The sequence below is a fragment of the uncultured Caulobacter sp. genome (genome assembly GCF_937900395.1).
In the GTDB taxonomy this organism is placed as follows: domain Bacteria; phylum Pseudomonadota; class Alphaproteobacteria; order Caulobacterales; family Caulobacteraceae; genus Caulobacter.
Window position 1 is genome coordinate 1 of the sequence record NZ_CALCDX010000252.1, and the last position, 25,962, is coordinate 25,962.

A 25,962-nucleotide genomic window follows, 5' to 3' on the forward strand; every position below is an offset into this window, starting at 1 on the left:
ACGGTAACAACACACAGAACTCCGGACGTCGTCCGGCGCTCCGCGTCCCTTTCCATCCCTTCAGCGGCAGGCCGCGTGAAGCGGCGGAGGCGTGCCTAGTAGAGCGCCCCCTCCGTCTCGTCGCGTTCCGCGCCGATCCACCTCCCCCGCGGGCGGGGGAGGATGGCGTTCCTCCTCACCCGTGAAACGGGGGAGGTGGCGCGATGCGAAGCATCGTGACGGAGGGGGCGCTTACCGCGTCAGAGATCCAGGTCCGCCGCCGCGAACTCGGCGTTTTCCTGGATGAACCTGAACCGCAGCTCGGGTTTCCGGCCCATCAGGGTCTCGACCAGGCTTTCCACCGCCTCCTCGCTGCGGGGCAGGGTCACCCGGGCCAGGGTGCGTTTCGCCGGGTCCATGGTGGTCTCCTTCAGCTGGGAGGCCATCATCTCGCCCAGGCCCTTGAAGCGGCCGATCTCGGGCTTCTTGCCCTTGAAGACCGTGGCCAAGAGCTCGTCCTTGTGGGCGTCGTCGCGGGCATATTCGGACTTGCCGCCGTGGCTGATGCGGTACAGCGGCGGCAGGGCCAGGAACAGGTGCCCCTGGCGGATCACGTCCGGCATGGTGCGGTAGAAGAAGGTGATCAAGAGGGAGGCGATGTGGGCGCCGTCGACGTCGGCGTCGGTCATGATGATGATCCGCTCGTAGCGCAGATCCTCTTCACGGTACTTCGATCCGCCCTGGGCCCCCAGGGCCAGCATCAGGTCCGACAGCTCCTTGTTGGCGGTGAACTTCTCGCCGCTGGCCGAAGCGACGTTCAGGATCTTGCCGCGCAGGGGCAGGATCGCCTGGTACTTGCGGTCGCGGGCCTGCTTGGCCGAGCCGCCGGCGCTGTCGCCTTCGACGATGAAGAGCTCGGCGCCGTCGACGGCCCCGCCGGCGCAGTCGGCCAGCTTGCCGGGCAGGCGCAGCTTGCGGGTCGCCGAGGCGCGGGAGACTTCCTTGTCCTTGCGCCGCTTGAGGCGCTCCTCGGCCCGCTCGATGACGAATTCCAGCAGGGCCTGGGCGTTTTTCGGGCTGGATGAGAGCCACAGGTCGAACGGGTCGCGCAGGGCCTGCTCGACGAAGCGCTGGGCCTCGCTGGTGGAGAGCTTCTCCTTGGTCTGGCCCTGGAACTCGGGGTTCTTGATGAACACCGAGATCAGCGCCCCGGCCTGGGCGACGACGTCGTCGGCGGTGATGATCGTCCCGCGCTTCTCGCCCTTGAGCTCGGCATAGGCCTTGAGGCCGCGGGTCAGGGCGGCGCGGAAGCCGCTCTCGTGGGTGCCGCCCTCGGGCGTCGGGACGGTGTTGCAGTACGACTGCATGAAGCCGTCGTGCTCGCCGAAGCCCTGGGGCGTCCAGGTGACGGCCCACTCGACGGCGCCGGCCTCGCCCTGGCGCTCGATGCGGCCCGAGAAGCTCTCGGGGGTGATGGTGGCCAGGCCCTTGCTGCGCTCGGCCAGGAAGTCGGCCAGGCCGTTGGGGAAGTGGAAGGTCGCTTCCGCCGGGGTCTGGTCATGGATGCGGGAGGGATCGCAGGACCATTTGATCTGGACGCCGCGGAACAGGTACGCCTTCGACCGCGCCATGCGGTACAGGCGCGCCGGCTTGAAGCCGCAGCCCTCGCCGAAGATCTCGTCGTCGGGCTTGAAGCGCACCATGGTGCCCTTCTTCTTCGACGGGGCGACCTGCTGGATGGGGCCCAGAGGCTTGCCGCGGGCGAACACCTGCAGGTGCTCGAAGCCGTCGCGCCAGACGGTGACCTCGACGCGCTCGGACAGGGCGTTGACCACGCTGGCGCCGACGCCGTGCAGGCCGCCGGAGGTCTCGTAGGCCTTGCCTGTGAACTTACCGCCGGCGTGCAGGACGGTCATGATGACCTCCAGCGCCGACTTGCCCGGGTACTTGGGGTGCGGGTCCACGGGCATGCCGCGGCCGTCGTCCTTGACCGACAGGTAGCCGTCGGCGTCGAGCTTGACCTCGATGGTCTTGGCGAAGCCGGCCACGGCCTCGTCCATCGAGTTGTCAAGCACCTCGGCGAACAGGTGGTGCAGGGCCCGCTCGTCGGTGCCGCCGATGTACATGCCCGGCCGCTTGCGGACCGGCTCCAGGCCTTCCAGCACCTCGATGTCGGCGGCCGAGTACTCGCCGGGCTTGCCGGCGGGCGCGGAGGCGGGCTTCGACGAGGGAGGCGGCGGCGGGATCGGGCGCGGCGGCGCCTCGACGTGCGGCTCGACGCTGGCCTTGAACGGCGCGGCGGGAACGGGCGCCAGCGCGTCGTCGTCGCCAAACAGGGAGGGGGTGTTATCGGAGGAGGACATCAGCGGAAGTCTAGGCGATTCGAACGCGGGGGCCTCGTATGGCGGGCCTGGCTTCCCCTGAAAAGAGAAAGTTGGGGGACGCCCCCTCCGTCACGAGGCTTCGCCTCGCGCCACCTCCCCCGCTTCGCGAGGGAGGAGGAGAGCATCCTCCCCCGGAAAACGGGGGGGGGGGGTGGCCCGGAGGGCCGGAGGGGGCGCTCTCCCGCCTAGCGATAAGCCGGCGGATAGCCGCTCTGGTCGCTGGCGACGTAGCGGGCCTTCAGCTGCTCGTGGCGGCCGTCCTTGGGCTGCTCGACGCCGCCGACCAGGACCGTGGTCGGCCAGCTGCTGGTCTCCAGCGGGTCGCCGTTCCAGACCACGACGTCGGCCAGCTTGCCGACCTCCAGCGAGCCGACCTTGCCGTCCTGGCCCCAGATCTTGGCTGGGATCAAGGTCACGCCGGCCAGGGCGGCCGCGTAGGGCAGGCCATTGGCGACCGCGAGACCAGCGTTCAGCCGCTCCTGGCGCAGGTTGTTGAAGTCGCGCGAGCCATTGATCGCCACCGACACGCCGGCGGCGTTCAGGCGAGCGGCGTTGTCGAGGCGCGAGCCGAGGGTCTCGAAGCTGCCGGGCAGGTCGTCCTGCGGATCGACGATGACCGGGACCCCGGCCTTGGCGATCTCGGGGGCGACGATCCAGCCTTCCTCGACGCCTTCGAGGACGATCTTGACCCTCTCCTCGGCCGCCAGCCTCAGCGCCTGACGGATGTCGGCGGCGCGGGAGACGCGGATCAGAAGCGGGATCTTGCCCTGCACGACGGGGATCAGGGCCTGGAGGTCCAGGCGCGAGAGGCCGAAGTCGCGGGTGGCGCCTTGCTCGAACGCCGCGCGGCGGGCGGCGAAGGCGCGGGCGTCCTCGAGGGCCGAGCGGATCAGGACGAGGTCCGCGCCGCGCGAGCCGCCGGCCGCCCGTGCGCCGCTCTCGCCCAGCGAGACGGTGACGGCCAGCTTCGAGGCCTCGACGATGTCGGGCGCGCCGGCTTTCAACCGGATGAAGGCCGCCTGGCCGCCGAACAGCGGCGGATCGCCGTCGCCGGACTTGCCGGCGGTCATCTCCTCGACCACGCCGTCGTCGGCGTGCTCGTGGGCGCCGCCGCCGGTCCCGGTGAGGACGGGCGTCACCGCCGAGCTGGTGATGCCGCCGTCGCGGGCCAGGCCGATGAAGGTCGAGGCCGGGTTGATGCCGTAGCTGATGTCGAAGGCGGCCGAGAGCGCATTGCCGGTGCCGTCGTCGCGGGTCTCGCGCACGCCGTTGACCTCGGCGGCGCCGAGGTTCGAGGACGGCGCGATGAAGCCCGGGGTAACGACGCCGCCCTTGGCGTCGATCACCTTGGCGCCGGCCGGAACCGTGACCTTGGCGCCCAGGGCGGCGATCTTGCCGTCCTTGATTACCAAGGTCCCGTTCGGGATCGCGGCGCTGGAGACCGGCTCGATGCGGGCGTTGACGATAGCGACCGTCTGGGCCGCCGCGGGGAAGGCCAGGGCGCAAGCGGCGCTGGCGAAAAGCAGGGACCGGATCATCAGTTGAACGCTCCTTGGCCGGGTTGGCCGAGCTCGAAATCGGACTTGGGCTGATAGCGCGCGTCCTTGCGATCGTAGATCAGCGCGCCGTCGATGAAGACCTTCTCGGCCTGGGCGTAGACGCTGAACGGGTCGCGGCTCCAGACCACGATGTCGGCGGCCTTGCCGGGCTCGAGGCTGCCGGTCTTGTCGCCGATGCCCATGGCCTTGGCCGGGTTCGCGGTGATCCACTTGATCGCCTCGGCGCGCGGGATGTCGACGCCCAGCTTGGCGCCAGCGGCCATGGCGATGGCGGCCTCCTGGTTCAGCCGCTGGGTCATGATCGGATCGTCCGAGTGGATCACGACGCAGGCGCCGTTCTTCCACAGGATCGCGGCGTTGGCGTCGATGCCGTCCAGGCTTTCCATCTTGAAGCCGGTCCACGACGCCCAGGTGGCCGAGCAGATGTCTTCCTTGGCCAGCAGGGGCGCGATCTTGTAGCTCTCGATCGCGTGATGGAACATCGTGATCTTATAGCCAAACTCCTTGGCGATATCGATCATCGTGGCTTCTTCATCGGCCCGGTAGCAGTGGTTCTGCACCAGGATCTCACCCTTCAGTACGCCGGCCAGGGTCTCCATCTGCAGGTCGCGCTTGGGCGCATCGCCCTTCTCGCCCTTCTGCTGCTTGGCGCGGAAGTCGTCCCATTTGCGGGCGTAGTCGGCCGCGTCGATCCAGGCCTTGCGGTAGCCGAAGACGTTGCCCATCGCCGTCGAGGGCGAGCGACCGCGACCGCCGTAGACGCGCTTGGGGTTCTCGCCGCAGGCCATCTTCAGGCCGTAGGGCGCATCCGGGAACTTCATGCCTTGGGTCGTCAGTGACGGCACGTTCTTCAGCGTCACCGAACGGCCGCCGAACAGGTTGGCCGAGCCGGGGAGGATCTGCAGGGTCGTGACGCCACCGGCGCGGGCGCGGTTGAAACCCGGATCCTGCGGCCAGACCGAGTGCTCGGCCCAGACCTGGGCGGTGTTCGGGTCGGTGGCCTCGTTGCCGTCCGAGCGCGCCGAGACGCCAGGCGAGGGGTAGACGCCGAGGTGGCTGTGGGCGTCGATGACGCCTGGCGTGATCCATTTTCCGGTCGCATCGACCTTGACGACGTCGACCGGGATCGGCGTGTCCGGTCCGCCCACGGCGACGATCTTGCCGCCCGAGGCAATGACCACGCCGTTCTCGATCTGCTGGCCGGTGGCGGTCAGGACGGTCGCGCCGACGAAGGCGGTCGGACGCGAGGGAAGGGGCTTGTAGGTCGACGGGAAGCCGTTCGACGCCTGACCGTCCAAACCCTTGGGCAGCGGCTTGATCTCGGCCTTCTCAGCGGGCTTGGCGCTCGCTTGGGCGGACTTGGCGGGAGCGCTCGTCCCGGTGGTCGCACAGGCCGAAAGCCCCAGCGCGAGCAGGCTCGCGGCGGTCGCCGCGTAACGCCATCTGATCATGAAAAACCCCGACTCTCGAAGAGGGCGAAAGGACAGACGAAAAGTCGCGCCTTATCAAGTCGGACAATGTTCGATGAAGCCGATCGCCAGCGAAAAACTTGCGCCTGCCGTAGGGGCCGCGCCTGTCGCCCAATATGCTGGCTGCTGACATGATCCGGCTCGTCCCGGTCATATCCGGCTTTGGCGGAGGGGAGCGAAATAATGGGTGTCGAGTTGGACAGGCGAGGGGCGCTGGCAGGGGGCTTGGCCGTGATGGCTCTTTCTGGAACCGCGCAATCTGAGGAGAGGAAATCCATGTACGGACTGATCGGCCAGATGCTGGCGGCGCCTGGCAAGCGGGACGAGCTTCTGGCGATCCTCGGCGAGAGCACCGCCGGAATGCCGGGTTGTCTGAGCTATGTGATCGCCAAGGACCCCGCGAACGCCGACGCGCTATGGATCACGGAGGTCTGGACCGACAAGGACGCCCACGCCGCCTCGCTGAAACTGCCCGCCGTACAGGCGGCGATCGCCAAGGCTCGACCGATCATCGCGGGCTTTCCGCAGCATTTCGAGACCGAGCCGGTGGTGGGGCAGGGCCTCAAGGTCTGAAGACAAGAAAAAGGCCGCGGATCGCTCCGCGGCCTTCGTCTTTTCCAGATCTGGCGATCTTAGAAGTGAGCGTCGATCGAGACGCCGATCACGCGCGGCTCGTTGACGAACGCGGTCAGGTTGTTGAAGTCGATCGCGCCCTTGATGTTGCTCTCGTTGGTGATGTTGCGGGCGAAGGCCGCCACTTCCCAACCACCTTCCTTGTTAGCGTAGCCCAGCTTCAGGCCGCCCTCGAAGTCGCCCTTCGTGTAGAACTCCTTGGACTGGTACAGGAAGATGTTGGTGTAGCCCTGAACCTTCCAGTCGGTGAACGCGAACAGCTCGCCCGAGGCGATCGGGTAGCTATAGCGCGCCGTGAAGTCGAAGGTGTACTTCGGGGCGTTCGGGAACGGGTTGCCGTTCACCAGGGCCTGGCCGGCGGCGTTCAGCGGATCCGTGACGGTGCAGGCGGCGCACGGCGCGACGGCCAGGGTGCTGTCCTTGATCTTGGTGTGGGCGTAGCTGTAGCCGGCCGTGACGACGAAGTTCGGGGTGACGACGAATTCGCTGTCCAGTTCCAGGCCGTAAGCCTCGCCCTTCTTGGCGTTGATCAGGCGGTTGGAATTCGAGCCGCCGCCGACGGCGCTGAACTGCGGGTCGTCGATCGTGTAGGTGAAGACCGCGCCGTTCAGGCGGACGCGACGGTCGAACAGCTCGCTCTTCAGGCCCACTTCGTACGACATGATCGTTTCGGACTTGGCGGTCGAGGCCGGCGAGCCGAAGGCGATGTCGCGGCCTTGGATCGACGGGCCCCGGAAGCCCGAGGCGACCTTGGCGTAGACGCTGACGTCTTCGTCCAGCTTGTAGAAGGCCGACAGGTCCCAGCTGACCTTGGAGTCGGAAACAGAGACGGGGGCGGCGCTGTTGCCCGACACCACCCGCATGTCCTTGTCGTCGTCGGTGTAGCGCAGGCCGCCCGTCAGGCTCAGTTGGTCGTTCACTGCGTACGACGCTTGGCCGAACACCGCCCAGGCCTTGTTCTTCTGACGCAGGGTCGTGGCCGGGATGTAGAACGGATCAGTGCGGATGTCGTACTTGGTGTCGAAGTAGAAACCGCCGACCTGCCAGGTCAGCGGACCGTCGGTGTCGCTGGCCAGGCGGACCTCCTGGGTCCACTGGAACAGGTTCTTGATGCCGTCACGGGTGTTCGACTGGAACGGGATGAAGCCCGGACCATTCGGGTTGCCGCCGTCGATGTCGCCCAGGCTAGAGCCGTGGGTGTTCTCGTAAGCAGTGATCGAGGTCAGCTTGGCCCCGTCGAAGTCGTACTGGATGTTCGCCGACGCGCCGTAGCCCTTGTACTTCTGCGGGTTGTTGGCGGTGTTGTCGTAGGCGACCTTGTCGCGATCGTAGTTGCTGTTGAGCTTGTTCGAGCCCTTGGTCAGCACGTTGGCGCGGAACACGGCGGCCGTGCCGTCCAGGTCGCGGGCGTGGACATTGAACAGGGCCGAGAGCTTGTCGTTGGGCGTGAACAGCACCTGCAGGCGGCCGGCCTTTTCGTCGAAGCCGCCCAGGGCGTCATTCTTCTTGGTGTAGGTGTTGTCGATCCAGTTATCACGGTGCTGGATCAGCACCGAGGCGCGGGCCGCGACCTTGCCCTCGACCAGGGCGCCGCCGACGCCGCCGTCAAAGGTGATGGTGTTGTAGCTGCCGTAGGTGGCCGTGGCGCGGCCCTTCATCTCTTCGGTCGGCTTGATGGTGTCGAACTTGATGATGCCGGCGGTCGTGTTGCGGCCGAACAGGGTGCCTTGCGGGCCGCGCAGCACCTCGACGTGGTCGAGGTCGTAGAGCGGCGAGCTCTTCAGCACGACGTTTTCGAGGACGACTTCGTCCTGAATGATCGAGACAGGCTGCGAGGCGGCCAGGTCAAAATCCGCGTTGCCCAGGCCGCGGATGTAGAAGCGCGGCGCGGCGCGGCCGTTCGAGGACTCGGCGTAGAGGCCCGGGGCCTTGGCCGACAGGGCCAGGATGTCTTCGCCGGCGGCGAAGGTCGATTGCAGCTTTTCGCCGCCAATGGCGGCCACCGAGACCGGCACGTCCTGCAGGTTTTCGCTGCGCTTCTGGGCGGTGATGATGATCTCGCCGACCTTGGTGTCCTGGGCGAACGCCGCCGGGGCGACGACCATCGCCGTGGTCAGGGCGGTCAGTCCGCACGACAGAGTCAGGGCGCGACGAAGGGAGCTGTTGAGCTTGGGCATGGAGAGATCCTGTTGTGAATCTAGGACGCCGGGTCGCTCGTTCTGACTGGAGCGTTGGCGGCGATTCCGTTTGCGCTGCGATAGGCCAAGTCTTGGCCTGGCGGATATCTCTCGCCACGCGATTTGGACCTGAAAGGGTCGATTACGTCGGTTCTGTTGCGAAGTTGCGACATTTTTGTTCAGCCGCTGCCTGTAAGTAATAAATCATTCTCAGTTTTGGGCGCGGATCTTCTTGCGGCGTGCAACGAAAAAGGGCCGGAGATCGCTCTCCGGCCCTTCGTCTGTCTTCAGGCGTTAGCCCTTAGCACTTGTAGTACATGTCGAATTCGACGGGGTGCGGGTGCAGTTGCAGGCGCATCACCTCTTCCATCTTCAGCTCGATGTAGCTGTCGATGAAATCGTCATCCATGACGCCGCCGGCCTTCAGGAAGGCGCGGTCCTTGTCCAGGTTTTCCAGGGCTTCGCGCAGCGAGCCGCAGACTTCCGGGATCTTCTTCTGCTCGCGGGGCGGCAGGTCATACAGGTTCTTGTCGGCCGGGGCGCCCGGGTCGATCTTGTTGATGATGCCGTCCAGGCCGGCCATCAGCAGGGCGACGAAGGTCAGATAGGGGTTGCCCATCGGATCGGGGAAGCGGGCTTCCAGACGCTTGGCCTTCGGGCTGTCGACGTGCGGGATGCGGATCGAGGCCGAGCGGTTGCGCGAGCTATAGGCCAGCTTCACCGGGGCTTCGTAGCCCGGCACCAGGCGCTTGTACGAGTTCGTCGTCGAGTTCGAGAACGCGTTGATGGCCTTGGCGTGCTTGATGATGCCGCCGATGTACCACAGGCATTCCTGCGACAGGCCGGCGTACTTGTCGCCGGCGAACAGCGGCTTGCCGTCCTGCCAGATCGACTGGTGCACGTGCATGCCCGAGCCGTTGTCGGCGAACATCGGCTTGGCCATGAAGGTGGCCGTCTTGCCGTAAGCGGCGGCGACGTTGTGGATGACGTACTTATAGAGCTGCATCCGGTCGGCCATGGTGACCATGGTGTCGAACTTCAGGCCGAGTTCGTGCTGGGCCGGGGCCACCTCGTGGTGGTGCTTTTCCGGCTTCATGCCCAGCTCGCCCATGACGGCCAGCATTTCGCCGCGCAGGTCCTGGCAGCTGTCGACCGGGTTGACCGGGAAGTAGCCGCCCTTCGGGCCCGGGCGGTGACCCATGTTGCCTTCCGGATATTCCTTGCCCGAGTTCACCGGCAGTTCGGTCGAGTCGAACGAGTAGCTGGTGTGATGCGGAGCGGTCGACCAGCGCACGTCGTCAAAGATGAAGAACTCGGCTTCCGGGCCGAAATAGACGGTGTCGCCCACGCCGGCCGACTTCAGGTAGTTCAGCGCGGCCTTGGCGATCGAGCGCGGGTCGCGGTTGTAAGGGGTGCCGGTGTCGGGGTTCACGACGTCGCAGAACAGCGCCAGCGTGGTCTGCTGATAGAAGGGGTCGATGATCGCGCTCGACAGGTCGGGGCGCAGCTTCATGTCCGACTCGTTGATGGCCTTCCAGCCGGCGATCGACGAGCCGTCGAACATCGTGCCGTCGTTCAGGAAGTCGTCGTCGACCAGGTCGATGTCGAACGTGACGTGTTGCATCTTACCGCGCACGTCGGTGAAGCGGACGTCGACGTACTTGACGTCCTTTTCCTTGATCAGGTTCAGGATATCCTTGGCGGTGGTCATTCCGTATCCCCTTTGTAGAACTCTCGTAAGTGTTGTCGGTCAGGCCTAGACGGCGGCCGGACCGTTTTCTCCGGTTCGGATGCGGATCACTTCCGCGATCTCCGAGACGAAAATCTTGCCGTCGCCGATGCGGCCGGTGCGGGCGGCGCGGGTGATGGCTTCCAGCGCAGGCTCCAGCTGGCTGTCCTCGACAACGACCTCCACCTTAATCTTGGGGAGGAAGTCCACGACGTACTCGGCGCCGCGATAGAGTTCGGTATGGCCTTTCTGACGGCCATAACCCTTGGCTTCGAGCACGGTCATGCCCTGGACGCCCATGTCCTGCAGGGCCTCCTTCACCTCATCCAGCTTGAACGGCTTGATGATGGCTTCGATTTTCTTCATCGGTTCCACTTTCGGGCCCGTCGGCGGCGAACCGCCTTCTCTGAGCGCGCAACCATCACGGCGCCCCGGCGCCCGCAAGCGAGCGGCCGCCACAAACCTGACCGATCGGTTGACTTCCAGGCAGCTGTTCAAAAATTACGCTAAAGGCGCCGCTTTTTGGTGCATTGACGGAATGTCGCCCAAATAGCCTTGCGGCGCTCGGTTTCGCCCCTAGGATCGCCTCCAACGAGCGTTTGAATGGGGGTGAAGATGCGCGATGACACGCCGGTTTTGATCGGCGCAGGCCAATTCACGTATCGCGGAGATCCGGGAAATTCGCCGCCGCCTCTGGAATTGCTGAAAGTTGCGGCGGAACGCGCCGCGCTTGATGCGGGGCTGACAGGGTCTGTTCTTGCCGATCTGGACGCTTTGGCGGTCATCGCGTTCAGCATCGACGCCCCCGGAGGGTTGTCTAAGCTTCCGTTGCCTAGGTTGAGTGATCCGCCGGCCTCGCTCGCCCGCGCTGTTTCCGCCTCGCCAGCCTGGAGCGTCTATACCGAGACGGGAGGAAATAGCCCCCAACAGGCGGTCAACGTCGTCTGCGAACGCATCGCGCAGGGCGACGCGGACTTGGCGCTCGTGAGCGGTGTGGAGTTTCTGGGTTCGCTGATGAAGCGGATGAAGGGCGGCCTGGGCTTCGACGGCTGGGCTGACGACATCGACAGCAAGCCCCAGCGGATCGGCGATCCTCGCCCGGGCGTGACGCCGCAGGAGGCGGCGCATGGGCTGGGTTATCCGGTCAATACCTACCCGCTGTTCGAGAACGCGCTGAGGGCGCGGGATGGCCGGTCGATCGAGGACCACCAGAAGGCCCTGGGCGCCTTCTTCGCGCCCTTCACCAAGGTAGCCGCCGCCAACCCCTACGCCTGGTTTCCGGTTGAGCGTTCGGCCGAGGAACTGGTCACGGTCACGGACCGCAACCGCATGGTCGGCTTCCCCTATCCGAAGTACCTCAACGCGATCATGGAGGTCGATCAGTCGGCCGCCGTTCTGATCGCCAGCGTCCGCAAGGCGCGGGAGTTGGGCGTCCCTCAGGACAAGTGGGTCTTTCTGCACGGCTGCGCCGACGCGTCCGACCTCTGGTATCCGCTGGAGCGGCAGAACTACCACTCCAGCCCCGCCATGCGCCTGACCGGCGAGCGCGCCTTCGAGATGGCGGGGATCACGGCGGCGGACCTGTCGCTGATCGACCTCTATTCGTGTTTTCCGTCGGCCGTGCGGATCGGGGCCGAGGAACTGGGCCTGGCGCTGGACGATCCCCGGGGGCTGACCGTGACCGGCGGCTTACCCTACTTCGGTGGCCCGGGGAACAACTACGCCCTTCACGCGATCGCCGAGATGGTGACCCGGCTGCGCGCGCGGCCCGGCGCTTATGGCCTGTCGACCGCCAATGGCTGGTTCCTGACCAAGCAGTCCGTTGGCATCTATTCGACCAAGCCCGTCGAAGGCCGCTGGGAGCGGCAGTCGCCCTCCGTGATCCAGGCTCAGATCGACGCCTTGCCCCATCCCGAGATCGTCGAGAAGCCAGAGGGAAGTGCCCGGATCGAGACCTACACGGTTGTCCATGGTCGCGAGGGCGTTCGCATGGGGATCGTGATCGGCCGAGACGCCCAGGATCGCCGCTTCGTCGCCCAGACGCCGGACGATCCCGCCGTACTGAAGGACCTGGAGATGCGGGAAGGCGTCGGGCGGACCGGAACAGTCGGGCCGCATCCGGACGGCGTCCGCAATCTCTTCACGCCGGACTGAGCGCATGGGCCTCATTCACGTCATTCGTCATGGCAAGCCCGCCTCGACCTGGGGCGGATCCGATGACGATCCGGGCCTGGACGCCGTGGGCCTGGAGCAGGCGAGGGCGGTCGCTCGCGAGATCATGGCTCTGCCGGCGAACGACAGGCCCGATCGTGTGGTGTCTTCACCCTTGAGGCGTTGCCGCGAAACCGCCGCGCCGCTGGCTGAAGCCTTGGGCGTGGAGGTTGAGATCGATCCTCGGGTCGGTGAAATCCCGACGCCCGCGGCCTTGTCCGCCGCCGAACGGCCCGATTGGCTTCGGCAGGCTTTCGGGGGGCTTTGGGCCGAGGTCTTCGGTGATCTGGACTATGCGGCCTGGGCCCAGAGCGTGGCGAGCGCGCTGATGGACCATCAGGGAAAGGCGGTGTTCAGCCATTTCGTCGCCTTGAACGCCGCGGTCGCGACCGCGACGGGAGACCCGCGCGTCATGGCCTTTCGCCCCGACCATTGCTCGCGGTCCGTTTTTCGCGTGGAGGCCGACCGCTTGATCCTGGCGGAGAAAGGGCGCGAAGCTCAGAGCCAAGTGCTTTGAAGGAGTCGCCGTGGCGCGAGAGATCCTGACCGTCGCCCAGATGGCTGCGGCCGACTGCGCGGCCGTGGCCGGCGGTACGCCGACCCAAGTGTTGATGGAGCGAGCTGGCGAAGCGGTCGCGGCGGCGATCCGGGATCGGTATGCGCGGCGTCCGGTCGTTGTCTGGTGCGGACCTGGCGACAACGGCGGCGACGGCTATGTCGCGGCCCGTCACCTGAAGCGACGCGGATGGCCGGTCGTGGTGGAGGCGGCCTTTCCGCCCGCGACCGAGGCCGCGCGGTGGGCTGCTTCGCGATGGAAGGGCGAGGTTCGACCATTGTCTCCGCGACCCGCGCTCGAATATCTTTACATAGACGCGCTGTTTGGCGCGGGACTGTCGCGCCCCCTTGAGGGGCAGGTCGCAGAGCTTGCGCGGGCCGCGCGAGAGGCTGGGGTTCAAGTCGTGGCGGTCGACACGCCCTCTGGCGTCCATGGCGATACGGGGCGAGCCCTGGGCGGCATCGCCTTCCGCGCCGAGACCACGGTGACCTTCCATCGTCGAAAGCCCGCCCACGTCTTGGCGGAAGGGCGTGACGCCTGCGGCGAGATCGTGCTGGCGGACATTGGACTGGAGACAGTCGACGCCGTAGATCTGTTCGAGAACGACCCAGAACTGTGGCTTTCGCGTTTCCCATGGCCGGCCTTCGACGCGCACAAGCATAGCCGGGGGCGGCTGAAGGTCGTCAGCGGCGAAGCCTGGAACACCGGCGCGGCCCGCCTCTCGGCCCGCGGCGGTCTTCGCATCGGCGCGGGCGCGGTGACCGTGCTGTCTCCGCCAAGCGCGCTGGCGGTGAACGCCGCGCACCTGGAGGCGGTCATGCTGGCGCCGTTCGAATCCGATGCCGAACTCGCCTTGGCCGCGGAAGAGGCGGACGCGGTGATCATCGGACCCGCCGCGGGCGTCGGCGAGGCGACCGCGCGCAATCTGCAGGCCCTGGCCCGCACCGGCGCGGCGATGGTCGTGGACGCCGACGCGCTGACCAGCTTCCGTTATGATCCGGAAGACCTGTTCGCCTGCCTCGATCGCGACGACGTCCTGACGCCGCATCCGGGAGAGTTCGAGCGTGTCTTCACGGGGCTCCTGGCCAAGTCGCCCGAGCGGATTACGGCCGCCTGCGAGGCTGCTCGGCGCGCCGGCGCCGTGGTGCTGCTGAAGGGGCCTGATACGGTCGTCGCCGCGCCGGACGGCAGGGCCGCCGTCCTGCTGAACGGTACGCCTTGGCTGGCGACCGCCGGATCGGGCGACGTGCTGGCCGGCTTCATCGGCGGGCTGATCGCCCAGGGCATGGAGAGTTTCGAGGCCGCCTGCGCCGGCGCCTGGATCCATGCGGCGTGTGGCGCACGCCATGGGCCTGGCCTCATAGCCGAGGATCTTCCTGGTTTGGCGCCCGCGGTGCTGGGTGAGCTCTACGCGAAACGCTGACTGGACTTGCGCGTCGCGCTTCGAGTCCGTAATCCCCCTCGCACGCGGATGTGGCGAAACTGGTAGACGCACTGGATTTAGGTTCCAGCGCCGCGAGGCGTGGAGGTTCGAGTCCTCTCATCCGCACCACTCTTCTCACCGGGCTTTCGGGCGCGTGTGAGTTTTATCGCCGCCGCTCTTGGATGCTCGCGCACGTCGTGACATAAGGGCGCTCTTTCGCCGCCCCGGTCCTCGCGGGCGGCGTCGATCTTTTGGACCCCAGGGCGGAGCTCGGGCGCCCGGCGCCCCGACCCGAAAATTAAGAATGTCGATGCAGATCGTTGAAAAGTCGGGCGAAGGCCTCAGCCGCGTTTTTGGCGTCACGGTGCCCGCGAGTGAACTGGCCACGCGTCTGGATGCGCGGATCGCCGAAGTCGCCCCGCAGATGAACGTGAAGGGCTTCCGTCCCGGCAAGGTGCCGACGGCCCACGTCCGCCGCATGTATGGCAAGGCCCTGATGGGCGAAGTCATCGAGCAGGCGCTGAACGAGACCACTCAGAAGGTCCTCGACGAGAACAAGCTGCGTCCGGCCGGTCAGCCCGAGCTGAACCCGTCGTCGGACATGGAAAAGGTTATCGCCGGCGGCGAGGACCTCGCCTTCGAACTGGCCGTCGAAGTCATGCCGGAATTCGAGCCGATCGACCCGGCTTCGATCGAGCTGGTGAAGCCGGTCTACAAGGTCACCGACGCTGAGGTCGACGAGGCCCTGGACGAGCTGGCCAAGCAGGCTCGCACCTACGAGCCGCGCACGGGCAAGACCGTGAAGGCCAAGGACGGCGACCAGCTGCTGATCGACTTCGTCGGCACGATCGACGGTGTCGAGTTCGCCGGCGGGAAGGCCGAGGGCGCCGAGTTGGTTCTGGGTTCGGGCCAGTTCATCCCGGGCTTCGAAGACCAGCTGGTCGGCGCCAAGCCGGGCGACGAAATCGTCGTGAAGGTCAAGTTCCCGGAAGAATACCAGGCCAAGGATCTGGCCGGTAAGGACGCCGAGTTCGCCACCAAGGTGACCGAAGTCCGCGCTCCGGTCGACGGCAAGGCCGACGACGAGCTGGCCAAGCGCCTGGGTCTGTCGGACCTGGCCGCCCTGAAGGAGCTGCTGCGCTCGAACCTGTCGGGCCGCTACGACAACTCCTCGCGTTTCAAGCTGAAGCGCGCCCTGCTGGACGTGCTGGACACCAAGCACGACTTCCCGCTGCCGCCGCGCATGGTGGAAGCCGAGTTCGCCGGCATCTGGCAACAGGTCGAGGCCGACAAGGCCCGCGGCGGCCTGCCGCCGGAAGACGCCGAGAAGTCGGACGACCAACTGCAGTCGGAGTACCGCAAGATCGCCGAGCGCCGCGTGCGCCTGGGTCTGGTGCTCGCCGAGATCGGCCGCAAGAACGACGTGGTCGTCACCGACCAGGAACTGACCGACGCCATCATGCGCGAAGCCCGCCAATACGGCGCGCAAGCTCAGCAGGTGTTCGACATGTACCGCCAGCGCGCCGACCTGCAGGCGGCCCTGCGCGCCCCGATCTACGAAGACAAGGTCGTCGACCTGATCTTCGGCAAGGCCAAGGTCGAGGAAAAGGAAGTCTCCAAGGACGAGCTCCTGGAAGAAGACGACCTGCCGGAAGGCTACGGCGGCTAATCGCCGTCCAAGGCTTACGAAACGAGGCGCGGTTCGAAAGGGCCGCGCCTTTTTTCATGCTTGGAGGTTTTCGTCCGCGCCTTGCAACCTGTTAAGCGCCACGCGATATGCGTTGTCGACGGCGCGCGGGGGCTGATTCGTTTTCGCCGCCCAGACACACGAAAAGGGTGATACCCCATGATGTACGATCCGGTTTCGACGGCCATGAACCTCGTGCCGATGGTGGTCGAGCAGACCAGCCGCGGCGAGCGCGCGTTCGACATCTTCTCGCGGCTGCTGAAGGAGCGGATCATCTTCCTGACCGGTCCGGTCGAGGACGGCATGGCCAGCCTGATTTGCGCGCAGCTTCTCTTCCTGGAGTCCGAGAACCCCAAGAAGGAAATCGCCATGTACATCAACTCGCCGGGCGGCGTGGTGACGGCTGGCCTCGCGATCTACGACACCATGCAGTACATCAAGAGCCCGGTCTCGACGGTGTGCATGGGCATGGCCGCCTCGATGGGCAGCCTGCTGCTCGCCGCCGGCGCCGCTGGCCAGCGCATCTCGCTGCCGAACGCCCGCATCATGGTGCACCAGCCGTCGGGCGGTTTCCGCGGCCAGGCCTCGGACATCGAGCGCCACGCCGAGGACATCATCAAGACCAAGCGTCGCCTGAACGAGATCTACGTCAAGCACTGCGGCCGCACCTATGAAGAGGTTGAGCGCACCCTCGACCGCGACCACTTCATGAGCGCCGACGAAGCCAAGGCCTGGGGCCTGGTCGACCACGTCTACGACACGCGCGAAGCCGCCGAGGCCGGCGCTGAATAAGCTGCCGCTCAGCTAAAAGAAGAGCCGCCGGTCATCGATCGGCGGCTTTTTTCTTGCTCGGAGGGTGCGGCTAATCCGCTCAGGTGACCGGCTTGCCCCGGAAGATCCGGTAGCCCTTCTCCTCGGCGATCGCGAGCATTTCGGTGTCGCCCGAGGTGTCGCCATAGGCGGCCGTCAGATGGACGTCCGGCCCGAAAACCTCGCGCAGGCGGACAACCTTTTCCTTGGCGCGGCAGTTGGCGCCGTCGAGCCCGCCGAGGATCCGTCCGTCCTCCGAGCAGGTCAGGCGCGTGCCGATCAGGACGTCGGCCCCCAGGCCGCGCGCGAACGGCGCGACGGTGATTTCGGGGGAAGCGGTGACGATCACGATCCGCGCGCCCTTCGCTCGCCAGGCGCGCCAGACCGCTACGGCGTCCGGGCGTAGCATGGAGGGGGCGAAGGCCTGGGCGAAGGCCCGCGCGTCGGCCTCGATCTCGGCGACGGTCGCGCCCTTCAGGAACTCGCGAACCGCGGCGGCCTTGAGTTTTCCGCGGTTGCGATCGAACACGTAGGTCAGCAGGGCGGGGGTCAGCCGCAGCACGCCGCGCGTCCATCGCCGAGGTCCGGCGCGCCATTTCAGGAAGGCGTTGAAGCTGTCCTTGACGGTCAAGGTGCCGTCGAAGTCGAAGGCGACCAATGCGCGCTCATGACCCATTTCGCCGGTCATCGGGCGCGAGGCGCTCAACCCCTTCGACATCAACGAACGTTTGGCCATCAACCTTCCATGCCGTCGCGTGACGCGCGCCGGTTCCACACGATTCCAGTCCTCGTAATAAGAGCTTCGAGGGATGGCGGTAAGGGCCAAGTCGCGCAACGCTTGCACCCGAGCGCCAATCGCCCAATTTAGATGGCGAGGTCATGACACGATCCGGCGCGTTGAAGCGTTTGAGGCGGGAAAGGCGCTGGCAAGGCTTGTGAAGCGCGCCCGGATCGGGGAATGTCAAGGATTAGACAACTCCCGGCGTATATCCTGGCTGCTTCGGTGGCGGCTTATGCGCTCGGAGGGGCGTCTCGGCGTTAGAGCCGTATGTCGCCATAGTGTGAGAAGCGATCATGACGAAAGCCGCGAGCGGCGACACGAAAAGCACTCTCTACTGTTCTTTCTGCGGAAAGAGCCAACACGAGGTGCGCAAGCTCATCGCGGGACCGACGGTGTTCATTTGTGATGAATGCGTCGAGCTCTGCATGGACATCATCCGCGAAGAGCACAAGATCGCCTTCGTGAAGTCCAAGGACGGCGTGCCAACGCCGCGCGAAATCTGCGAAGTCCTGGACGACTACGTAATCGGGCAAGGCCACGCGAAGAAGGTTCTCGCGGTGGCGGTCCACAATCACTACAAGCGCCTCAACCACGCGTCGAAGAACAACGACGTCGAACTGGCCAAGTCGAACATCCTCCTGGTCGGTCCGACCGGTACGGGTAAGACCCTGCTGGCCCAGACCCTGGCTCGAATCATCGACGTGCCGTTCACGATGGCCGACGCCACGACGCTGACCGAAGCCGGTTACGTCGGCGAGGATGTCGAGAACATCGTGCTGAAGCTGCTGCAAGCCGCCGACTACAACGTCGAGCGCGCTCAGCGCGGCATCGTCTACATCGACGAAATCGACAAGATCAGCCGCAAGTCCGACAACCCCTCGATCACCCGCGACGTGTCGGGCGAGGGCGTTCAGCAGGCCCTGCTGAAGATCATGGAAGGCACCGTCGCCTCCGTGCCGCCGCAAGGCGGGCGCAAGCATCCGCAGCAGGAGTTCCTGCAGGTCGACACGACGAACATCCTGTTCATCTGCGGCGGCGCCTTCGCCGGGCTCGAGAAGATCATCTCGGCGCGCGGCGCGGCCAAGTCGATCGGCTTCGGCGCCAAGGTGACCGATCCGGAAGAGCGCCGGACGGGCGAGATCCTGCGGAACGTCGAGCCCGACGATCTGCAGCGCTTCGGCCTGATCCCGGAATTCATCGGTCGTCTGCCGGTGGTCGCGACCCTGGAAGACCTCGACGAGGCCGCCCTGGTCAAGATCCTGACCGAGCCGAAGAACGCCTTCGTCAAGCAGTACCAGCGCCTGTTCGAGATGGAGAACATCGGCCTGACCTTCACGGACGACGCCCTGCATCAGGTCGCCAAGAAGGCCATCGCCCGCAAGACCGGCGCGCGCGGCCTGCGTTCGATCATGGAAGGCATCCTGCTCGAGACCATGTTCGAGCTGCCCAACTACGAGGGCGTCGAGGAGGTGGTGGTCAACGCCGAGGTCGTCGAAGGCCGGGCTCAGCCGCTGCTGATCTACGCGGAGAAGAAGGGCGGCGCGGCCTCGGCCTGATCGCTCGCTTTCTGAGATCCAGGGCGCGTCTTCCTTGCGGAGGCGCGCCCTTTTTCGTGGATAACCCGCTTTGGGGCGTGGCGTTGTCCCGACGGTGAGGCGCGGGCGCCACAACGCCTCGAGGCTAGAGAAAGCGCTTTAAAGTCCAGATCTTGGATGAACTCGCCTCATGAGCGCTCGCATGGGGCATGCCCGTTTCAACTTGACCGGACATGCGCGACCTCTCGCCGCTGTGAGGCGAGTGCGCTTGAACCGTGTTGTAAAACGTCCACATAAATAACGACATTCCGCCCAGTCCAGGGCGGACGGGCCGATCGACTCAGGCGCATCGTCTGACGTGACGGCGGCCCGCATGGCCAAGGCGCTTCCCCCGCCGCGGCCGGGAGTATTGAGCACATGTCCGAACTACGTACGCTTCCTGTCTTGCCGCTGCGGGACATCGTTGTTTTCCCGCATATGGTGGTGCCGCTCTTCGTGGGCCGCGACAAATCCGTGCGCGCCCTCGAGGAAGTGATGCGCGGCGACAAGCAGATCCTGCTCGTGACGCAGAAGAACTCGGCGGATGATGATCCGGCGCCGGGCGACATCTTCGACGTCGGCGTGCTGGCCACCGTCCTGCAACTGCTGAAACTGCCCGATGGCACCGTGAAGGTGCTGGTCGAGGGCAAGGGCCGCGCGGCCGTCGTGAAGTTCACCGACCAGGAGGCCTATTACGAGGCCCAGATCGGCGAGGTCAGCGAAGACGAAGGCGCGGGTCCCGAGGCCGAGGCCCTGTCGCGCGCGGTCGTCGAGCAGTTTGAAAACTACGTCAAGCTGAACAAGAAGGTGCCGCCGGAAGCCCTGGCGTCGATCCCGCAGATCGCCGAGCCGGGCAAGCTGGCCGACAGCATCGCCGCGCACCTGTCCGTCAAGATCGGCGACAAGCAGAACCTGCTGGAGATCTTCGACGTCGTGAAGCGCCTGGAAAAGGTCTTCGCCCTCATGGAAGGCGAGATCTCGGTGCTGCAGGTCGAGAAGAAGATCCGCTCGCGCGTGAAGCGCCAGATGGAGAAGACCCAGCGCGAATATTATCTGAACGAGCAGATGAAGGCGATCCAGCGCGAGCTGGGCGATCCCGATGATGCTCGCGACGAGCTGATCGATCTCGAAAAGCGCATCAAGAAGACCAAGCTTTCGAAGGAAGCCCGGGCCAAGGCCGAGGGCGAGCTGAAGAAGCTGCGCAACATGAGCCCGATGTCGGCCGAAAGCACGGTGGTCCGGAACTATCTGGACTGGCTGCTGTCGATCCCGTGGGGCAAGGCCAAGACCAAGAAGATCGACCTTCCCGAGGCCGAAGGCATCCTCGACGCCGACCACTATGGTCTGGAAAAGGTCAAGGAGCGGATCCTCGAGTACCTGGCCGTCCAGGCGCGCACCAATTCGCTGAAGGGGCCGATCCTGTGCCTCGTCGGTCCTCCGGGCGTCGGCAAGACCTCGCTGGGCAAGTCGATCGCCAAGGCGACTGGGCGCGAATTCGTGCGCATGAGCCTCGGCGGCGTGCGCGACGAGGCCGAGATCCGCGGTCACCGCCGCACCTACATCGGCTCGATGCCCGGCAAGGTCATTCAGTCGATGAAGAAGGCCAAGACCACGAACGCCTTCGTCCTGCTCGACGAGATCGACAAGATGGGCAGCGACTACCGCGGCGATCCCGCCTCGGCGCTGCTGGAAGTGCTCGATCCGTCGCAGAACTCGACGTTCGGCGACCACTACCTGGAGGTCGATTACGACCTCTCGCAGGTGATGTTCGTCACGACGGCCAACAGCCTGAACATGCCCCAGCCGCTGCTGGACCGCATGGAGATCATCCGCATCCCCGGCTACACCGAGGATGAGAAGCTGGAGATCGCCAAGCGGCACATCCTGCCCAAGCTGGCCAAGGATCACGGCCTGAAGCCTGCCGAGTTCATCGTGCCGGACAAGGCGATCCGCGACCTCATCCGCTACTACACCCGGGAAGCCGGCGTGCGGTCGCTGGAGCGGGAACTGGGCGCCCTGGCGCGCAAGACGGTCCGTGACCTGGCCCGCGAGAAGCTGGCCTCGATCACGATCGACGACGAGCGCCTGGCCAAGTACGCTGGCGTCAAGAAGTACCGCTACGGCGAGACCGACGAGGTCGACCAGGTCGGCATCGTCACCGGTCTGGCCTGGACGGAGTTCGGCGGCGATATCCTGACCATCGAAGCCGTGAAGATGCCGGGCAAGGGTCGCATGCAGATCACCGGCAACCTCAAGGACGTGATGAAGGAGTCGATCGCGGCGGCCAACAGCTATGTCCGCTCGCGGGCCCTGCAGTTCGGCATCAAGCCGCCGGTCTTCGAGAAGACCGACGTGCACATCCACGTGCCGGACGGCGCCACGCCCAAGGACGGTCCGTCGGCCGGCATCGCCATGGCTCTCGCCATGGTATCGGTGCTGACCGGCATCCCGATCCGCAAGGATATCGCCATGACCGGCGAGATCACCCTGCGTGGCCGGGTCACCGCCATCGGCGGTCTGAAGGAGAAGCTGCTGGCGGCCCTGCGCTCCGGCGTGAAGACCGTGCTGATCCCGCAGGAGAACGAGAAGGACCTCGTGGACGTGCCTCAGAGCGTCAAGGACGGCCTGGAGATCATTCCGGTCTCGACGGTCGACGAGGTGCTCAAGCACGCCCTGACCGGTCCGCTCACCCCGGTCGAGTGGAATGAGGCCGAGGAGCCGATTGCTGCGTCTGCGAAGAAGGATGAGGGCGACAGCGACGCCATCTTGACGCACTAAGCGTAACTTATTGATGATAACTTATGCGGCGCGGGAGTTTCCCGCGCCGCTCTCGTTTGACGAGGCCTTTTCTACCGCCATAATCCCGGGCGAGCTCAGCGCCGTAAGCGAAAACACGTCGCAGCTCAGGCTGGGAGAAAAACATGACCACAAAAGCCGAACTCGTCACGGCGATCGCCGAGAAGGCGGGCATCAACAAGAACCAAGCCAAAGACGCGCTGGAAGCCTTCATCGACGCCGTCACCGACTCCCTTAAGTCGGGCCAGGACGTGCGCCTGGTCGGTTTCGGCACGTTCAAGGCCGTGACCCGCGCCGCGGGCACCGCGCGAAATCCGCGGACGGGCGAGACGGTCAACCGTCCCGCGTCGAAGACCGCGCGTTTCCAGGTCGGCGAAGGCCTGAAGTCGTCGCTGAACGGCTGATCCAGTTTCCGCTTAAGGGAGGCGGGGCGTCGCGGGGGCTGACGTTCCGCCTTTCGTATTTCGGGCTTTGCCCGAACGCGCGCGCCCGCTAGAAGCGGCGGCCTCAGAGGGCAGTTAGCTCAGCGGTAGAGCGTCTCGTTTACACCGAGAGGGTCGGGGGTTCGATCCCCTCACTGCCCACCATTCCTCTTCATAGCCAAGGCATTGGGCCTTCGGTCCAAGGTCGCGCTTTCGCTTGGAGTCTGCGATCAAAGTGATATCACTTTGATCGCAAAGCTGGAGGTGCGTCATGTCTGAGACCCGGACCATCAACCCGACCAACGAACGCCCGTACGCTGGCGTGAACGGGGGTGTCGCGCTATTGGCCGCGCCCTTGCTTCTAGGACTCGGGATTTGGCTGCTCCTTCAGGCGCGAGACGGCGGCGGCGCGTTTTTCACGCTATCCGGCGCGGCGTGCGTGAGCCTCGCGATCCTGGTGTCGTGCGGCTTCTATTCTCTGCAGCCGAACGAGGCCTACGCGATCACCCTGTTTGGCTCTTACGTGGGCACGGACCGTGCGACAGGCCTGCGATGGATCCTGCCTTGGTATGGCCGCAAGAAGATCAGCCTGCGGGTGCGTAACGTCACCAGCGAGACGCTGAAGGTGAATGACAAGCGCGGCAACCCGATCGAGATCGCCGCCAACATCGTGTGGCGTGTCAGGGACTCCGCACAGGCGCTGTTCGACGTCGATGACTACGCCGCCTTCGTGAACATCCAGATCGAGACGGGCTTGCGCGAGGTCGCCTCGCACTACGCCTACGACCATGCCGAGGAGGGCGAGCCCACGCTGCGGGCGGACGCCGAAGAGGTGGGGGATCGCCTGCGCAAGGATCTGCAGCAGCGCACCGCCGTCGCCGGCGTCGCGATCGACGAGGCGCACCTGATGCATCTGGCCTATGCGCCGGAGATCGCCGGCTCGATGCTGAAGCGTCAGCAGGCCGAGGCGGTTCTGGCGGCGCGGCGGACGATTGTCGCCGGCGCTGTGGACATGGTGGAGAGCGCTCTCGACCAATTGAGCCAGCGCGGCGTGGTAACGCTCGACGACGAGCGCCGCGCCTCGATGGTCTCCAATCTGCTGGTGGTGCTCTGCGCCGATCGCGAGGCCCAGCCCGTGGTCAACACCGGCACGCTCTACGGCTGACGTGGCGAGCGGCCAAAATGACGCCAAGGGCGGGCGGCGCGCATTCCTGATGCGCGTCAGCCCAGAGGTCCTGTCGGCCATCGAGCGACTGGCGGCGTCCGAGTTGCGTAGCGTGAACGCACAAGTCGAGGTATTGCTACGCGAAGCGCTAGGGCGGCGCGGCGTTGCTCGGAAATCGTCCGGGAACGGCGAGGAACCCTAGCTGTCGCAAAAGCTTTATCGATCCAAGGCCGAATGGGGAGGCCTGGCGTAACGATGAGGATTCGGCGTGACGGATACGAGAACGGATCGGCCGTTCGGCCTGAATAGCTTTTCCGCCGAGATCGATCCGCCGTTTGACACTGTCCGTCTCGTAGACACGACCATGCTCTACGCGCCGCGTAGCGGCGGCGTTCGCCGATATCTCTCGTCCAAGCGGGCATGGCTGGCGGCGAACAGGCCCGCCGTTCGCCATACCCTGGTCGTCCCCGGGGCGAGGGATTCCTACGATGGCAAAGGACGGGTCTCGATCTACGCCGCGCCGCTGCCGTTCGGAGCAGGCTATCGCTGGCCGGTGGTGAAAGCCGCCTGGATGGAGCGGTTGATTCGTCAGAGGCCTGACATCATCGAGGCCGGAGATCCTTATACGCCCGGTTTGGCGGCTCTGAGGGCGGGGGACGCCTTGGGTGTTCCCGTCGTCGGCTTCTGTCACACCGATCTCGGCAAGCTGGCGGCGTTGCACATCGGCGAATGGGCTGAGAAGCCTGTCCAGAAGCGCTGGGCCGCCGTCTATCGACAGTTCGACCAGGCCGTGGCGCCCAGCCGGTTCATCGCCGGCCGATTGATCGAGGCGGGCGTACACAACGCCATCGGCTTGCCGCTCGGTGTCGACACCGAGCTTTTTCATCCGAGCCGGGCGGATCGCGAGGCGCTGCGTCGCCGGCTGGGCGTGGCCTCTCACGAGAAGCTGCTGGTCTTTGCGGGCCGGCCGGCGCGGGAGAAGCGCCTTGATGTCCTGGTCGGCGCGGTCGAGCGGCTGGGCGCGCCCTACAAGCTATTGTTCGTCGGCGCGGGGGGCGGCGCGCCGGTCAGTGATCGCGCCCTCAGCCTGGATTATGTCCGCGATCCCGCCGAACTGGCGGGCATCCTGGCCAGCTGCGATGCTTTCGTACACGCCAACGACAATGAGCCTTTCGGCCTTATCGTGCTGGAAGCCATGGCTTGCGGCCTTCCGGTTGTCGGCGTCGCCGCGGGCGGCGTCGCCGAGTCGGTCGATGACGAGGTGGGGCAGCTAGCCGTGCGCTCCGAGCCCAGCGCCTTCGCTGAAGCGGTCGAGGCCCTGTTCGCGCGCGACCTCGCCGCCATCAGCGTCGCCGCACGGCGGCGCGCCGTGGAGCGGCACGGATGGGACGCGGTGTTCCGCCAGCTCTGTTTCATCTATGGCGGCCTGACGGGGCGCCAAGCCTTCGGCGGACTATCCCAGCTGCGCGATCACTAGGCGGGGCGCAGTCCCGCCAGGATTTCGTAGCTGCGCTTGCGCGCGGCATGATCGTAGATCTGGGACGCCGCCATCAGCTCATCCGCGCCGGTCATATCCAGAACCTGGTCGATCTTGCGCTTTACCGTCTCGGGCGAGCCGATGGCGGAGTACTGGAACGTGTGGTCCAGGCCGGCCAGCTCTGCGGGCGAGGCGTGTTCGCGGATATCGTCGACCGGGGGCGGCAGCAGGCCGGGCCGTCCACGGCGCAGCGCCAGGAACTGCTGCTGGGTCGAGGTCGCCAGACGCGCGGCCTCCTTGTCGGTATCGGCGGCGCAGACGCCGATACAGACCATCGCGTAGGGCTTGTCCAAGGCTTCCGACGGCTTGAAGTGACGGCGATAGAGGAGCAGGGCGTCCAGTAGGGCGTCGGGCGCGAAGTGGGCGGCGAAGGCGTAAGGGAGGCCCAGGGCCGCAGCCAGTTGCGCGCCCCAGGTGGAGGAGCCGAGGATCCAGATCGGCACGTCCTGTCCTTCGCCGGGGACGGCCCGAACGCTCTGGTCCGCCGTCGCCGGTTTGAACCAGTGCTGCAGTTCGACGACATCCTGAGTGAACGAATCGACCGCGCCGGCATAGCGCCGCAACGCGCGCGTCGTCGCCTGGTCGGTGCCCGGCGCGCGCCCCAAGCCCAGGTCGATCCGTCCGGGATAGAGCGCATTCAATGTGCCGAACTGCTCGGCGACCATCAGCGGGGCGTGGTTGGGCAGCATCACGCCGCCGGAGCCGACCCGAATCGTCGAGGTGCCGCCGGCCACATGACCGATGACCACGGCCGTGGCCGCGCTGGCGATGCCTGGCATGTTGTGATGTTCGGCCAGCCAATAGCGGTGGAAACCGAGTCGCTCGGCGTGCCGAGCCAGATCGAGGCTGTTGTGTAGGGCCTGGCCCACGTCGGTTCCCTGCGGAACCGGAGCCAGGTCGAGGACGGAGAAGCGGGGATAAGCGACCATCAACGCTAGATGGCGCTCGACGTCCGCAACTCAAGGCGTTGCGAAAACTGTTCTGATGTTTGAGGGCCACTGGACGGTGGCGCGAATGACGGGGCTCGAACCCGCGACCTCCGGCGTGACAGGCCGGCGCTCTAACCAACT

General features: G+C 65.9%; 19 protein-coding genes, 2 tRNA genes and 1 pseudogene. 14 read left to right on the forward strand and 8 right to left on the reverse strand.

The genetic code is table 11. From position 1 onward, the window contains the following. The first annotated feature begins 54 nt into the window (after positions 1–54). A pseudogene (locus Q0379_RS23785) lies at positions 55–286 on the forward strand (hypothetical protein). Here the strand turns inward: Q0379_RS23785 and parE are convergent. The 3 genes from parE to Q0379_RS23800 all read right to left on the reverse strand — a co-directional run bounded on the left by parE (position 240) and on the right by Q0379_RS23800 (position 5,373). Further along, entirely contained in the window at positions 240–2,342 is a 2,103-nt protein-coding gene (gene parE, locus Q0379_RS23790) for a DNA topoisomerase IV subunit B (RefSeq protein WP_299017743.1), read from the reverse strand. The pseudogene Q0379_RS23785 and the gene parE sit on opposite strands and share 47 nt — an antisense overlap. A 206-nt stretch (positions 2,343–2,548) precedes the next feature. Next, positions 2,549–3,901 (reverse strand): amidohydrolase family protein, encoded by a 1,353-nt coding sequence (locus Q0379_RS23795; RefSeq protein WP_299017746.1) that lies wholly within the window; start codon positions 3,899–3,901, stop codon positions 2,549–2,551. Then, a complete protein-coding gene (locus Q0379_RS23800) occupies positions 3,901–5,373 on the reverse strand; it encodes an amidohydrolase (protein WP_299017749.1) in 1,473 nt (490 codons plus the stop codon). The genes Q0379_RS23795 and Q0379_RS23800 overlap by 1 nt, the downstream gene beginning before the upstream one ends. Positions 5,374–5,574: 201 nt before the next feature. On the opposite strand from Q0379_RS23800, the gene Q0379_RS23805 reads away from it, so the two are divergent. After that, the gene (locus tag Q0379_RS23805; protein ID WP_299017752.1) at positions 5,575–5,964 is read left to right on the forward strand and encodes a putative quinol monooxygenase; all 390 of its coding nucleotides are present in this window, start codon (positions 5,575–5,577) and stop codon (positions 5,962–5,964) included. 59 nt (positions 5,965–6,023) lie between these two features. Here Q0379_RS23805 and Q0379_RS23810 read toward each other — a convergent pair whose 3' ends face one another. The 3 genes from Q0379_RS23810 to Q0379_RS23820 all read right to left on the reverse strand — a co-directional run bounded on the left by Q0379_RS23810 (position 6,024) and on the right by Q0379_RS23820 (position 10,296). Then, positions 6,024–8,201: a TonB-dependent receptor gene (locus Q0379_RS23810; protein ID WP_299017755.1), complete on the reverse strand. Its 2,178-nt coding sequence runs from the start codon at positions 8,199–8,201 to the stop codon at positions 6,024–6,026. A gap of 301 nt (positions 8,202–8,502) precedes the next feature. Further along, positions 8,503–9,912, reverse strand: coding sequence for a type I glutamate--ammonia ligase (gene glnA / locus Q0379_RS23815; RefSeq protein WP_299017759.1), 1,410 nt, complete (start codon positions 9,910–9,912; stop codon positions 8,503–8,505). 45 nt (positions 9,913–9,957) lie between these two features. Then, positions 9,958–10,296: a P-II family nitrogen regulator gene (locus Q0379_RS23820; RefSeq protein ID WP_099535744.1), complete on the reverse strand. Its 339-nt coding sequence runs from the start codon at positions 10,294–10,296 to the stop codon at positions 9,958–9,960. A gap of 237 nt (positions 10,297–10,533) precedes the next feature. Between Q0379_RS23820 and Q0379_RS23825 the strand changes: the two genes are divergently transcribed. The 6 genes from Q0379_RS23825 to Q0379_RS23850 all read left to right on the forward strand — a co-directional run bounded on the left by Q0379_RS23825 (position 10,534) and on the right by Q0379_RS23850 (position 16,599). After that, positions 10,534–12,084 (forward strand): acetyl-CoA acetyltransferase, encoded by a 1,551-nt coding sequence (locus tag Q0379_RS23825; protein WP_299017767.1) that lies wholly within the window; start codon positions 10,534–10,536, stop codon positions 12,082–12,084. Between the two features lie 4 nt (positions 12,085–12,088). After that, a complete protein-coding gene (locus Q0379_RS23830; protein ID WP_299017770.1) occupies positions 12,089–12,658 on the forward strand; it encodes a histidine phosphatase family protein in 570 nt (189 codons plus the stop codon). A 10-nt stretch (positions 12,659–12,668) separates the two neighbouring features. Next, a complete protein-coding gene (locus Q0379_RS23835; RefSeq protein WP_299017773.1) occupies positions 12,669–14,120 on the forward strand; it encodes an NAD(P)H-hydrate dehydratase in 1,452 nt (483 codons plus the stop codon). Positions 14,121–14,164: 44 nt separating this feature from the next. Next, positions 14,165–14,249: transfer RNA gene (locus Q0379_RS23840), tRNA-Leu, on the forward strand. A gap of 181 nt (positions 14,250–14,430) precedes the next feature. Beyond that, complete coding sequence (gene tig, locus Q0379_RS23845; protein WP_299017778.1) at positions 14,431–15,789, forward strand: trigger factor; 1,359 nt, start codon at positions 14,431–14,433, stop codon at positions 15,787–15,789. Between the two features lie 180 nt (positions 15,790–15,969). Next, positions 15,970–16,599, forward strand: a complete 630-nt coding sequence (locus tag Q0379_RS23850; RefSeq protein WP_299017797.1) for an ATP-dependent Clp protease proteolytic subunit — start codon at positions 15,970–15,972, stop codon at positions 16,597–16,599. A 79-nt stretch (positions 16,600–16,678) separates the two neighbouring features. Here the strand turns inward: Q0379_RS23850 and Q0379_RS23855 are convergent, their stop codons facing one another. Beyond that, positions 16,679–17,353 carry an HAD-IB family hydrolase gene (locus Q0379_RS23855; protein WP_299017781.1) on the reverse strand — a complete coding sequence of 225 codons (675 nt, stop codon included), beginning with the start codon at positions 17,351–17,353 and terminating at the stop codon, positions 16,679–16,681. A gap of 338 nt (positions 17,354–17,691) precedes the next feature. Here Q0379_RS23855 and clpX point away from each other — a divergent pair, with 338 nt between their 5' ends. The 6 genes from clpX to Q0379_RS23885 all read left to right on the forward strand — a co-directional run bounded on the left by clpX (position 17,692) and on the right by Q0379_RS23885 (position 24,832). Further along, a complete protein-coding gene (gene clpX / locus Q0379_RS23860) occupies positions 17,692–18,954 on the forward strand; it encodes an ATP-dependent protease ATP-binding subunit ClpX (protein WP_004615159.1) in 1,263 nt (420 codons plus the stop codon). 396 nt (positions 18,955–19,350) lie between these two features. Next, positions 19,351–21,750 (forward strand): endopeptidase La, encoded by a 2,400-nt coding sequence (gene lon, locus Q0379_RS23865; protein WP_299017786.1) that lies wholly within the window; start codon positions 19,351–19,353, stop codon positions 21,748–21,750. Positions 21,751–21,893: 143 nt separating this feature from the next. Next, a complete protein-coding gene (locus tag Q0379_RS23870) occupies positions 21,894–22,172 on the forward strand; it encodes an HU family DNA-binding protein (RefSeq protein ID WP_013079364.1) in 279 nt (92 codons plus the stop codon). A 108-nt stretch (positions 22,173–22,280) separates the two neighbouring features. Beyond that, a tRNA-Val gene (locus Q0379_RS23875) sits at positions 22,281–22,355 on the forward strand. A 274-nt stretch (positions 22,356–22,629) separates the two neighbouring features. Continuing rightward, complete coding sequence (locus Q0379_RS23880) at positions 22,630–23,355, forward strand: SPFH domain-containing protein (RefSeq protein ID WP_299017792.1); 726 nt, start codon at positions 22,630–22,632, stop codon at positions 23,353–23,355. 301 nt (positions 23,356–23,656) lie between these two features. Then, positions 23,657–24,832 (forward strand): glycosyltransferase family 1 protein, encoded by a 1,176-nt coding sequence (locus Q0379_RS23885; RefSeq protein WP_366519350.1) that lies wholly within the window; start codon positions 23,657–23,659, stop codon positions 24,830–24,832. On the opposite strand, the gene Q0379_RS23890 is transcribed toward Q0379_RS23885, so the two are convergent. Then, positions 24,829–25,821: an LLM class flavin-dependent oxidoreductase gene (locus Q0379_RS23890; RefSeq protein ID WP_299017795.1), complete on the reverse strand. Its 993-nt coding sequence runs from the start codon at positions 25,819–25,821 to the stop codon at positions 24,829–24,831. The two genes, Q0379_RS23885 and Q0379_RS23890, sit on opposite strands and share 4 nt — an antisense overlap. Between the last annotated feature and the right edge of the window lie 141 nt (positions 25,822–25,962).